The 12,832-nt window shown below is 48.3% G+C and carries 11 protein-coding genes; all 11 read right to left on the reverse strand.

Annotation, left to right across the window (positions count from 1 at the left end):
• Positions 1 to 16: 16 nt before the first annotated feature.
• Entirely contained in the window at positions 17 to 2,272 is a 2,256-nt protein-coding gene (locus FOB24_RS23110) for a glycosyl hydrolase family 18 protein (RefSeq protein WP_150345496.1), read from the reverse strand.
• 571 nt (positions 2,273 to 2,843) lie between these two features.
• Complete coding sequence (locus FOB24_RS23115) at positions 2,844 to 5,267, reverse strand: glycosyl hydrolase family 18 protein (protein WP_087856955.1); 2,424 nt, start codon at positions 5,265 to 5,267, stop codon at positions 2,844 to 2,846.
• A 263-nt stretch (positions 5,268 to 5,530) separates the two neighbouring features.
• Positions 5,531 to 6,715: an elongation factor Tu gene (tuf, locus tag FOB24_RS23120; protein WP_003031109.1), complete on the reverse strand. Its 1,185-nt coding sequence runs from the start codon at positions 6,713 to 6,715 to the stop codon at positions 5,531 to 5,533.
• 69 nt (positions 6,716 to 6,784) lie between these two features.
• Positions 6,785 to 8,899 (reverse strand): elongation factor G, encoded by a 2,115-nt coding sequence (gene fusA, locus FOB24_RS23125; protein WP_038634754.1) that lies wholly within the window; start codon positions 8,897 to 8,899, stop codon positions 6,785 to 6,787.
• 96 nt (positions 8,900 to 8,995) lie between these two features.
• The gene (gene rpsG / locus FOB24_RS23130) at positions 8,996 to 9,466 is read right to left on the reverse strand and encodes a 30S ribosomal protein S7 (protein WP_003023657.1); all 471 of its coding nucleotides are present in this window, start codon (positions 9,464 to 9,466) and stop codon (positions 8,996 to 8,998) included.
• A gap of 95 nt (positions 9,467 to 9,561) precedes the next feature.
• On the reverse strand, positions 9,562 to 9,936 hold the full coding sequence (rpsL, locus tag FOB24_RS23135) for a 30S ribosomal protein S12 (protein WP_003023654.1): 375 nt from the start codon (positions 9,934 to 9,936) through the stop codon (positions 9,562 to 9,564).
• 125 nt (positions 9,937 to 10,061) lie between these two features.
• Positions 10,062 to 10,349, reverse strand: coding sequence for a sulfurtransferase complex subunit TusB (gene tusB / locus FOB24_RS23140; protein ID WP_150345497.1), 288 nt, complete (start codon positions 10,347 to 10,349; stop codon positions 10,062 to 10,064).
• A gap of 7 nt (positions 10,350 to 10,356) precedes the next feature.
• On the reverse strand, positions 10,357 to 10,716 hold the full coding sequence (tusC, locus tag FOB24_RS23145; RefSeq protein WP_038634761.1) for a sulfurtransferase complex subunit TusC: 360 nt from the start codon (positions 10,714 to 10,716) through the stop codon (positions 10,357 to 10,359).
• On the reverse strand, positions 10,716 to 11,102 hold the full coding sequence (tusD, locus tag FOB24_RS23150) for a sulfurtransferase complex subunit TusD (protein WP_121529631.1): 387 nt from the start codon (positions 11,100 to 11,102) through the stop codon (positions 10,716 to 10,718). The genes tusC and tusD overlap by 1 nt, the downstream gene beginning before the upstream one ends.
• On the reverse strand, positions 11,102 to 11,824 hold the full coding sequence (locus FOB24_RS23155; RefSeq protein WP_003023643.1) for a helix-turn-helix transcriptional regulator: 723 nt from the start codon (positions 11,822 to 11,824) through the stop codon (positions 11,102 to 11,104). The genes tusD and FOB24_RS23155 overlap by 1 nt, the downstream gene beginning before the upstream one ends.
• A 167-nt stretch (positions 11,825 to 11,991) precedes the next feature.
• Positions 11,992 to 12,810, reverse strand: coding sequence for an FKBP-type peptidyl-prolyl cis-trans isomerase (fkpA, locus tag FOB24_RS23160; protein ID WP_038634767.1), 819 nt, complete (start codon positions 12,808 to 12,810; stop codon positions 11,992 to 11,994).
• Between the last annotated feature and the right edge of the window lie 22 nt (positions 12,811 to 12,832).

Genomic DNA, 12,832 nt, shown 5'->3' on the forward strand with positions numbered 1-12,832 from the left:
AGTTAACAACTAATCATTAATGGACCAGAGCACCGCCATCCTTCAGAATATCGTCTGTAAGTACCACTTCTGCAATAGTCGTTTCAACACTATTACTGAAACGATACAAGCGAACAGTATCTCCCGCTTTCAATTCTTTGACCCAGGTCCCCGTGACGGTGTCATTCGCTTTATTAACGCGTTTCTGACCACCACTGATTGAACCAAACTGGCTTTTGCCGATATATTTTCCATTTAACTGAATAGAGTAGTTTTTATTTCTTGCCTCATGAGCGGCAGTAGTCAGAGTCATACTTAACGCAGGCTTGTCGTCCTGAATAACAACCTGGAACTCTTTCAGTTCACTGGCAATCTCCGGACGCATATCTTTTTTACCTGCCAGAGTTTCTTCTGTCACCGTTACTTGCTCCAGTGGGTAGAGTACACCATTGCTGTAGCAGCTCAGTTCAATTAGATCGCCAACTTTCAGCGGCATTCCCCAGCTCGCGGTAACAGTACCTTCCTCTTCATTAATTTCTTTTTTACCCCAATCATAAATGGTGCCGTGCTGGCTCTTACCGTAATATTTTCCATTCTGATAAACAGAATAGTTCATATTCCTGGCCTCATGTGCCGCTTTGGTGATGGTGAATTCCGTCATCGGCGTACCGTCTCGCAGATATATGCCAAAATCTGACAGATTCGCGCGGCATTCCGATAAAGGCACTTCCATTATATCATCGACAATCTCACCCAATTCATGTTCTGGAGTATCACCGCTAATATCCCAGATTATCGCTCCGCCGTATCCTTGCTGGTTAATGTAGGCAACTTTTTTCTGAATCGACTCCGGATCGTCATACGTCAAGAACTCTTGCGTTTTCGCATTATACAAGTAAGGAACCTGTGATTCCGGATCCCAGTAGCGAGTGTAGTCAGCAGACGAAGAATACTGTTTTAACAGATAGTAGGGGTTAGTACCAGTATACTGATCTTCATCATCCCACGCGCCGTGTACGGTAGCGGAACCTGAAGCGAACAGACCAGGCAGACCTTTAACGATTTCCGTCGGCGCCACGCTACCCCAGCCACGGCCGTAGAACGGGATCCCCATCATCAGCTTACTTTTGGGCACATGCCATTTCGAACTGTATTCCTGCATCGTGGAAGCGACATTTAGCAACTGATCGGCATCCTGGCTGTTGGCATAGAGCGGAGCATTGTGGCCTGTGATAGGGTCAAAAGCGCCATGAATATCATATGCCATGACATTGACGCTATCCAGCAATGGTGCGGTGACCTCTGGGTTGATGTACTCAATATTATTATGGTTGGTTGTTACTGCTGCGGAAAGTTGGAAGTACTTATCGCTCTGTAAACCAAGGGTATCCAGTTTACTTCTGAGCGTCTGGATAAGTTTAGTGAAATTGGTCTTTTCAGTATCGCTATCCGGGTATTCCCAATCTACATCAATACCATCAAACCCCCACTCCTGCATGAAAGCAATCATGCTGTCTGCCAGTTTATTGATACCGTCATCCGTTTTGGTGGCTTCTTCGAATACACCTTCTTCAGAGTTATTCCATCCGCCAACGGAGACCATATTTGTGACGTTGTTTTGCTCAGTCAGTTTGTCCAGCTGACGGAGCAGATCCGGGCCTTTATAGGTATCATGGACAATAACTTCACCATCCTTAATAACCGCAAAGCCATAGTTAAGGTGGGTTAACTGACTGAAGTCAATTTTATCCGGCGTGAAATAGTTATGTGCTTCATAAACGCCCCACTCAGGGAAATAGCCGATAACTTTACGTTGCGCGGCAGCCTTATCTTTACCTTGTTTTTGCAGATCTGCCGCTTTCTGGCCGGTATAAGGCGTAAAACTGAACGTGGCAAGATTTTGTATTTGAATAGGACCGACCTTCAGCCATACAGAGTCACTTCCTGGAACCATACCGGGATCAACCCACCACTGACTTTTCCAGTAATAGCCATTATATCGAACAATTGTTCCTGTCGTACCATAAGTGGCAGTGGGATCATAGTCTACAGAATTAATTGCGTTATTATCCTTTTCCGCTACGGTTACCGTCACCGTACCCGGAAAATTATTTTGACTACTGTCTGTATAAGCGACCCAGGTATTACCATTATCCTTCGTCAACATCTGACTATTATCAAGGCCGCTGATTGTATTAGTGTCGTCATTCATCGACAACGTTGCAGCAAATGATGAAAAAGACAATGACATCCCAGCAGCAAGTATTGCCGCTGTTAATTTATTTAGTTTCATACATTATCCTTAATGATAAAATTATCGCTCGGTAAATAGCCATTTTTGGCAATGTTAGAATAGGTAATAGAACCAGCAATAACAATTAATACATTTCTCATCAAACCAGCGATTATTGCTATATATAAACCTCACTAATATACCGTCAGAAAGGGAGTATTACTGGCAAAAATATCATCACAGCAGTCAATAATCACAATATAAAGATCCGTTACATATCTGGCCAATCACGCATGTCAAAGAAAAACGATAACCGATATCACTTCATTCACCCCTACGCCATCCAAATAAAATAGGTAGTGTGAATAATAAAAAGTGTAATTTTTTATTACAGATGGGAGCATCATAAAAAAGCCTGAGCAGAATAGGTTATCTGACTCAGGCCTTGAGACTAACTCGATTTGTAATACTTCAGGTTACAACTGCAATGACCGCGCTCACTCTCCACAATCACACAGTAACCTTTTGCTGCTGAGGATGAATGAGGAACCTGCCTGTCCCTCATTCAAAAGCAGCCTTTGGATGTTTTTAGCCTGTAACCCGAATGATTAAGGGCATAAACTGTTTTCAGTTATTTCAGCATATCTTTCGTAACAACTACTTTCGCAATGGTCGCCGGATTTGGTGTCACACGCTCGACAACCACCGTTTCACCCACTGAAATTGCACGCTCATCAGATTTTACGGTTGTCACACCATTTTTGGTTGATTTCGAAGAGTAGTAACATTTGCCATTATCACAGCTGAAGACGTAGTTACCGTTTTTCTCATCACCCATAACTTTAACCATATATGCGCTGTTGGTGCCTGCAGCAACTTTATCAGCGGCAAAATCGACATACACCATAGGAATGCCATTCTCTTTCTTCACCGTCAGAGAAGACACATCCGCACTGCCTACCAGTGGATTATTGCCTGCCAGCATGTCATCCGTCACGGTGAGCGTCGCCAGTACCTGAGCATCAGGGTGAGTACGCTTCACTGTCACCACGCTGCCAGGATGAAGCATATAACTCAAGCCGCCAGTACGCAGAGTCGACTGTTCGCCATAGTTATAACGGTAGCTGTAATAATTCTTCTTCCCTTCCGTCGAGAAAACATATTTACCATCGACCTCAACACGGTAGTTATTAGAATCACTCAGCTTGCTGGCATCAAAGTTCACATTGACTCGCTGTGAGCCATCAAAAACATCAATGTAAACGGCTTTGACATCACCCGCTAAATCACCTGCAGTTTCGCTTTGGGTAAACGGGGCAAAGACTTCGCTAAAGGCGTATTTCGCAGCCTGCTGTTCGGTCAGACCGCTGTGCTCAGGGGAAACCTGCCTGGCCACGCCAGGCTGATCGCGCATCATGGACCATATGCCAATCATGCCCAGACCACGATCAGTGGCATCCTGCATCACCAGTTTCGCATCAGACATATAAAACACTTCGCCCTGAACGTCGTTGTAACCGATCATCGGCGTCGTGCCCATCATGGCGTTGATTTCCGCATCGCTCTTGTCAGTGAAAATTTGCTTCATCTGGCTATGGAGGTTTTCAATGGCGGATGTCGCACATTTGCCATGAATGTTTTGGCCTTCAGTACCATCAGACTGGCAGATGCTGTTACCGTAATCCATCGCCATGACGTTGACACCAGCCAGTTCAACGCCCTTGGTTTTCGCATCTTCAAGCACGTAAAGACCTTCAGCCGTCAGGCCCGTCGGCAGAATAGGCAAGGTGTACCAAATTCCGACGCTACGACCTTCTGCTTTCCAGGTGTCCTGAACAGCCTTCACCGCTTCATTACGACGGTTTATGGATTCATGATCCGCAACCCAGGTGCCTTCAATATCGAAGTCCAGCACGTTAAGATTCAGGTTGTCTACGATATCGTAATAATGCTGCTTCAGGTCATTCACATTCTTACAAGACGCTGCCAGTGGGGAGTTATTCGCTCCGCCAATGGAAACCATGATGTCGCCACCTGCTTCACGCAGCGCTTTAATTTTGCTGTACTGAGCGTAGTCGTTAACGTTATATGCGGTACCCCATGTCGGCAGGCAGGTATCAGCATCTTTACTGACCACGAAAGCCATGGTGAAGTGGGTGACATTCTGGTTCTGCGCAAGGCTTGCCAGATCCGGCTGTGAGTTGAGGGTAAAATCGACATATGGGGCATAGACATGCGCAGGCCATGGTGACTTCGGCGTGCCTACTTTTTCTTTGGTGCCGGTCCAGTCGATAAACACGCGCCATGGATTGGTATCAGATGGGGAGACTTTCTGTACTTTGGACTGCGAAACGTAATTACCACCGTTATAGCGGATCAGCGTGCCGCTTTCATATACAGTGGAGGAATTATATTCTGGAGCTTTATTCAACTGGTCCTGAGTATAAGAGACAACAGTGCCCAGTGGTTTCCATGGACGACCATTTGTGCCGGTTGGGTTTTGATTAGCTGGAAGAGAAGGATCATCCCCTACGGTATAAAACAGGGCTTCATATTCCTGGCCATTTTTCTGAACTTTATCGCCTTTATTATAGACGGTCGAGGACGCCCATTGCGTGACAACGGCATAAGCCTCCCATGGATTTTCCTGACCAGGAGCAAAACCATAAGCGCTTTGCGCGACAGACGTTTTATACGTCGCATTATTATAAATAACAATATCACCAGCATTATAAGCGATACTATTGTCATATGCTGGGTAAGTTACCGTACCGCCACCCGTATCGCAGGTTGTTGGATTACCATATTTCGTTATTTCATCAGCGGTCGCTGCTCGCTCGTAGCGCCATGGGTTATTCGCTTCGTCGCCCGCGGCGTTTCCCGGACAATCCGATGCACCTACCCACCACGCATTGCTATACACGCCGCTGTCGAAAATCACTTCATACGTACTGCCGCCTTCCTGACCGCTCCATGCTTCCAGGGCAAATGCTGGCAAGGCAGCACATGTCAGCCCCATACAAAATAAGGCTTTTGTTGCGAGATTTAATTGCATTATTAAACATTCCTGTTGTTATAAATCCATCAATTTATTACATATGTATGTAATAACGCATAAGGTAGATATAACAACAAACAAGTTCAATTAATAAAATACAAATCGCAATGCTTTAAGAAATGAACAAACTTATCCTACCAGATAAATTATTTATATATTGAGATTAACTAATATTTCTGAAATCTTTAAATAAACACAAATAAAAAAGCCCCGAAATATATTCGGGGCTTTTAAACTAACTACGTTAAATAAACGTAATATTAGCTCATTACTTTAGCAACAACGCCCGCACCTACAGTACGGCCGCCTTCACGGATTGCGAAACGCAGACCGTCGTCCATCGCGATCGGGTGGATCAGGGTAACAACCATTTTGATGTTGTCGCCCGGCATTACCATCTCTACGCCTTCCGGCAGTTCGATGGTGCCAGTCACGTCAGTAGTACGGAAGTAGAACTGCGGACGGTAGCCTTTGAAGAACGGAGTATGACGGCCGCCTTCGTCTTTGGACAGGATGTACACTTCAGATTCGAACTTGGTGTGCGGCTTGATAGAGCCCGGCTTAGCCAGTACCTGACCACGTTCGATTTCTTCACGTTTGATACCACGCAGCAGAACACCAACGTTCTCACCAGCACGGCCTTCGTCCAGCAGTTTGCGGAACATTTCAACGCCAGTACAGGTAGACTTAGCAGTCTCTTTGATACCAACGATTTCAACTTCTTCACCAACTTTGATGATACCGCGTTCTACACGACCGGTAACAACGGTACCACGACCGGAGATGGAGAATACGTCTTCGATAGGCAGCAGGAACGGCTTGTCAATCGCACGCTCTGGTTCCGGGATGTAAGAGTCCAGGAAGCCAGCCAGTTCGATGATTTTCGCTTCCCACTCTGCTTCGCCTTCCAGCGCTTTCAGAGCAGAACCACGAACGATCGGCGTGTCGTCGCCCGGGAAATCGTACTGAGACAGAAGTTCACGAACTTCCATTTCTACCAGTTCCAGCAGCTCTTCGTCATCAACCATGTCGCATTTGTTCAGGAACACGATGATGTACGGAACGCCTACCTGACGACCCAGCAGGATGTGCTCACGAGTCTGCGGCATCGGGCCGTCAGTCGCAGCAACAACCAGGATCGCGCCGTCCATCTGCGCAGCACCGGTGATCATGTTTTTAACATAGTCGGCGTGGCCCGGGCAGTCTACGTGTGCGTAGTGGCGAGTCGGGGTGTCATATTCAACGTGAGAAGTGTTGATGGTGATACCACGAGCTTTTTCTTCCGGCGCGTTATCGATCTGGTCGAATGCACGAGCAGCACCGCCGTAGGTTTTAGCCAGTACGGTGGTGATTGCAGCGGTCAGGGTAGTTTTACCGTGGTCAACGTGGCCGATGGTGCCGACGTTAACGTGCGGTTTTGTACGTTCAAATTTTTCTTTAGACACGGCTATATTCCTTACTATAGTGCTCTCCCCTATGGAGAGAGCACGGGACTTAGGTTTTAATCCTGTGGCTTATTTACCACGGGCTTCAATAACGGCCTGAGCAACGTTGTTCGGCGCATCGTCGTACTTCAGGAACTCCATGGAGTAAGAAGCACGGCCTTTGGTCAGAGAACGCAGCTGGGTTGCATATCCGAACATTTCAGACAGCGGAACTTCAGCATGGATAACAACGCCAGTGACGTTGGATTCCTGACCACGAAGCATACCACGACGGCGGCTCAAGTCACCGATAACGTCACCGGTGTTCTCTTCCGGAGTCTCTACTTCAACCTTCATGATAGGCTCAAGCAGAACTGGTTTCGCTTTCTTAAAGCCATCTTTGAAGGCGATAGAAGCGGCCAGTTTAAACGCCAGCTCAGAGGAGTCAACGTCATGGTAAGAACCGAAGTGCAGACGCACGCCCAGATCAACAACCGGGTAACCAGCCAGCGGGCCAGATTTCAGCTGTTCCTGGATGCCTTTATCAACGGCCGGGATGTATTCGCCAGGAATTACACCACCTTTGATGTCGTTGATGAACTCGTAGCCTTTCGGGTTTGAACCCGGCTCCAGCGGGTACATGTCGATAACAACATGACCGTACTGACCGCGACCACCAGACTGCTTAGCGTGTTTACCTTCGATATCGGTAACTTTCGCGCGAATCGCTTCGCGGTAAGCAACCTGAGGTTTACCGACGTTCGCTTCAACGTTGAATTCACGCTTCATACGGTCAACGATGATGTCGAGGTGCAGCTCACCCATACCAGCGATAATAGTCTGGTTAGATTCTTCGTCAGTCCATACGCGGAAAGACGGGTCTTCTTTAGCCAGACGGCCCAGAGCCAGACCCATTTTTTCCTGGTCAGCTTTGGTTTTCGGTTCTACCGCGATGGAGATTACCGGCTCAGGGAATTCCATACGTTCCAGAATGATCGGGTGATCCGGGTCACACAGAGTGTCACCAGTGGTCACGTCTTTCAGACCGATTGCAGCAGCGATATCGCCCGCGCGAACTTCTTTGATCTCTTCACGTTTGTTGGCGTGCATCTGAACGATACGGCCAAAACGCTCACGTGCAGTTTTCACGGAGTTCAGGATGGTGTCACCGGAGTTAACCACACCAGAGTACACACGGAAGAAGGTCAGGTTACCCACGAACGGGTCGGTAGCGATTTTGAATGCCAGAGCAGCAAACGGCTCATCATCGCTAGCGTGACGCTCAGCCGGAGTATCTTTACCGTCGTCCAGAATACCGTTGATCGCAGGTACGTCAACTGGGGATGGCAGGTAATCAATTACCGCATCCAGCATCGCCTGAACACCTTTGTTCTTAAACGCAGAACCACAGGTTACCAGGATGATTTCGTTGTTCAGAACGCGCTGACGCAGAGCTTTTTTGATCTCTTCTTCAGTCAGTTCTTCACCACCCAGGTATTTCTCCATCAGCTCTTCTGAAGCTTCCGCTGCGGACTCGATCAGGTTCTGGTGCCATTCGTCAGCCAGTTCCTGCATGTCAGCCGGGATATCTTCATAAGTGAAGGTTACGCCTGCATCTTCTTCGTTCCAGTTGATGGCTTTCATTTTCACCAGGTCAACAACACCGGTGAACGCTTCTTCAGCGCCAATCGCCAGCTGCAGCGGAACAGGGTTCGCGCCCAGACGGGTTTTGATCTGACCAACAACTTTCAGGAAGTTCGCACCCATACGGTCCATTTTGTTAACGAACGCAATGCGCGGAACTTTATATTTGTTTGCCTGACGCCATACGGTTTCAGACTGAGGCTGAACACCACCAACTGCGCAGTAAACCATTACTGCACCATCAAGCACACGCATGGAACGTTCTACTTCGATAGTGAAGTCAACGTGCCCCGGGGTGTCGATGATGTTTACGCGATGCGGTTCATACTGCTTAGCCATACCAGACCAGAATGCAGTAGTCGCTGCGGAGGTGATAGTAATACCACGCTCCTGCTCCTGCTCCATCCAGTCCATGGTGGCTGCGCCGTCATGAACTTCACCGATTTTATGGTTTACACCGGTGTAGAACAGAATACGTTCGGTAGTAGTGGTTTTACCGGCGTCGATGTGCGCACTGATACCGATGTTACGGTAGCGCGCGATGGGTGTTGTACGAGCCATTTGATTCCTCGTTTATCTTTTAGGCGTTCAATTTAAGTAGCCCAAAGCGGGCTGCTTACTGGAAGCGCCCGCCTGGTGACTAAAACTCCGAAGGGATTACCAACGGTAGTGTGCGAACGCCTTGTTGGCTTCTGCCATACGGTGAACGTCTTCACGTTTCTTAACTGCAGTACCTTTGTTTTCTGCAGCATCAGAAAGTTCGTTCGCCAGGCGCAGAGCCATGGATTTATCACCGCGTTTACGAGCAGCTTCAACGATCCAACGCATTGCCAGGGCATTACGACGGACCGGACGGACTTCAACTGGTACCTGATAAGTAGAACCACCAACGCGGCGAGACTTAACTTCGACAGTCGGGCGCACGTTTTCGAGAGCTACTTCGAAAGCTTCCAGTTCGTTTTTACCAGAACGCTGAGCCAGGGTCTCCAGCGCGCTGTATACGATAGTTTCGGCAGTAGATTTTTTACCATCTACCATCAGGATATTTACAAATTTAGCCAGCAGTTCTGATCCGAACTTCGGATCCGGCAGAATTTTACGCTGACCAATGACGCGACGACGTGGCATGGAAATACTCCGTTGTTAATTCAGGATTGTCCAAAACTCTACGAGTTTAGTTTGACATTAATATAAAACGTTTGGCCTTACTTAACGGAGAACCATTAAGCCTTAGGACGTTTCACGCCATACTTGGAGCGTGATTGCTTACGGTCTTTAACGCCGGAGCAGTCAAGCGCACCACGAACGGTGTGGTAACGAACACCCGGGAGGTCTTTTACACGACCGCCACGGATCAGGATCACGGAGTGCTCCTGCAGGTTGTGACCTTCACCACCGATGTAGGAAGTCACTTCAAAACCGTTAGTCAGACGAACACGGCAAACTTTACGCAGTGCGGAGTTCGGTTTTTTAGGGGTGGTAGTATATACACGAGTACATACGCCACGTTTCTGCGGGCATGCTTCCAGCGCAGGCACGTTGCTTTTTGCAACTTTGCGTGCACGTGGTTTGCGTACCAGCTGGTTAACTGTTGCCATTAAATAGCTCCTGGTTTTAGCTTTTGCTTCGTAAACACGTAATAAAACGACCTCATACAATATGAGGACGCAGAATTTTAGGTCGGTGTCGAAAAGGTGTCAAGAAATATACAACGATCCCGCAATTACCAGGACATCTGGTTGGGATGCTTCACCGTAAGTCTGACGAAGTCAGTATAGCTAACCCTGACGACACTGTCTGAAATTTGACCATCTAACCCGCGAGCTTTAATGTCTTCTTCCAGTACAGAGACCTTAATGGAGGCATTTTGCAGACTTTCAAGGAAACGGCTTCCTTCTATTGCGGCAGTCACGCCATCCTGGAGCAGTAAAAGCTCATCGCCTTTTTCAATCAGGCGAAGAAGAGAGGAGAAATCAGTAAGCCACGCGGAGCGGTGTAGTGTGTGCAGCATGAGAGTCTCAAAACCTTAAAATGACGTCATAATTGCCTAGCTCACGGCGCAAATCTTCAGGTTCCAACGGCGTGGCATCAACCACAAAATTAACACCCTGCTGAAGACCCCGCTCACGTAATGAGGCGGCACAAAGCCAACATTGATCGATATCGTACAACTCCAACAGCTTGAACGTTGCGATATAGTTGCGAGCCAGAACGACATCCGGTTGTTGACCCTGGAGGATCTGGAACACGCCATCGCCGATAAAAAACACGCCGAGACCTTCCGTTAGCGCAGATGTCGCCAGTAAGGCATCTAACCCTTCACGGCCGGATGCGCTGCCGTGCGGCACGGTAGAAAAGACAAAAGCAACCCGTTTCATTAAAACTGCACCACGCGATCGCAGGTCAGGGACGCCTCAGCCAGCGAACCCAGCCCGCTGAGATTGAAACCTGATTGTAGATTAGCACCTGCCAGCCCAAGCCGCTTTGCTTCAGCTTCATCAACAACGCCGCGGCGCAACGCCGCTGCAACGCAAATATTTAGCGTCACGCCATGTTGTTGGTTCAGCTGTTGCCAGGCTCGTACCAGATCATACTCATCGCTGGCGGGCGAAGTCAGGAAGTTGGCGTTATACACACCTTCACGATAGAAAAATATGCTGCTTAACTCATGCCCTTCCTTGAGTAGCGCGTGGGCAAATTGCAACGCGCTACTCGCCTGCTGTGTACCATAAGCAGGTCCCGTCACCATGATGGTAAAGCGCATTACTTGTCTTGCCCCTGGAAATCGCCGCTTTTGAACTGGCGAATATAGAGGTAGACCGTGTGCTTGGAGATATTCAGCCGATCGGCGACCTGGTTAATCGCATCTTTAATATCGAAGATACCTTTCTCATACAGATTCAGGACAATCTGGCGGTTTTTCGCATTGTTGGATACATTGCGATCGGCATTCACTTCTTCGATCGTGAATTCCAGCGTCTGGGTGACCAGATCTTCGACTGAAGAAGCAAAGTTCACGGCAGAGCCCACTTCCGGGGTTTCCGGTGGGATAAAGGTATTCATTATCTGCGAGAATGGCACATCGAGGTTCATGTTGATGCACAGCAGACCAATCACGCGATGCTCTCGGTTACGAATGGCAATCGTCACCGACTTCATCAAGACACCGCTTTTCGCACGTGTGAAGTAACACTTCGACACGCTGCTATCCGCACCCGTCATATCATGCAGCATACGCAAAGCAAGGTCGGTTATCGGTGAGCCAATTTTACGGCCCGTGTGTTCACCGTTCGCAATGCGGATAGCTGAGCATTTCAAATCCTGCAAAGAGTGCAATACGATTTCACAATGGGAACCAATGAGCATCGCCAACCCGTCCACTACCGCTTCATAGGATTTAAGGATATCGAAGTCAGTTTGATCGAAAGGACGTTGATCCAGTAAATCTAGCTCACTGGTTTCGTTGGTTAAAAGCGACCTGGACATGAAAAAAAGCACTCCTTTTCAGGAGCCTGTCGTTATGTTGTCAGGGCAGGCTCATCACTATTATAGGGGCATCTAAAGTAATACAGCGCACAAGGCGCTTTCCAGTATTAATTATATCCTGTCGATAATAAAAAACCGCCGCCCTGTGGGCGGCGGTTACTGTTCGCTTACTTTTTGCTGCTATCTGCAGCTTTATCGGCCGGTGCAGCATCTGGCTGTGCCTCGGCTTTCGGTGCCGGTTTGATGTCTAACAGTTCAACATCAAAGACCAGCGTAGAGTTGGCCGGAATACCCGGAACCCCGGTTTTGCCGTAAGCCAGATCCGGTGGGATAACCAACTGAATTTTACCGCCTTTCTTGATGTTTTTCAGACCTTCAGTCCAGCCAGGGATAACACCATCAAGACGGAAAGAGAGCGGCTCGCCACGGGTGTAGGAGTTGTCAAACTCTTTACCATCAATCAGCGTACCTTTGTAGTTTACAACCACGGTATCGCTGTCTTTCGGCGCAGCGCCGGTACCTTCTTTCTCTACTTTGTAGATCAAGCCGGTGGAAGAGGTTTTAACGCCTTTCTCTTTAGCAAATTTCTCGCGGTAAACTTTACCTTTGGCTTCATTGTCAGCCGCGTCTTTTTCCATTTTCGCCTGAGCGGAGCTCTTCACGCGCGCTTCAAACGCCTGCAGAGTTTGTTCGATTTCCTGGTCAGAGAGCTTGCTCTTGTCAGCAAACGCATCCTGAACGCCAGCGATCAGCTGATCTTTATCCAGTTTGATGCCCAGCTTTTCCTGCTCTTTCAGGGAGTTTTCCATATAACGACCCAGTGACGCGCCCAGCGCGTAAGCGGATTTTTGGTCGTCATTCTTGAATGCTGCTTTGCTGTCAGCAGTAGCGGCTGGTTTCGCAGCATCAGCAGCGAAGGTGATCGGGGCATGCAGAGCAACAGCCATTGTGGTCGCCAGCAGCGTTACTTTAAACAGTGATTTCATCCATATCTCCAGGGCCGGGGCA

Source organism: Citrobacter werkmanii (genome assembly GCF_008693645.1).
GTDB lineage: Bacteria > Pseudomonadota > Gammaproteobacteria > Enterobacterales > Enterobacteriaceae > Citrobacter > Citrobacter werkmanii.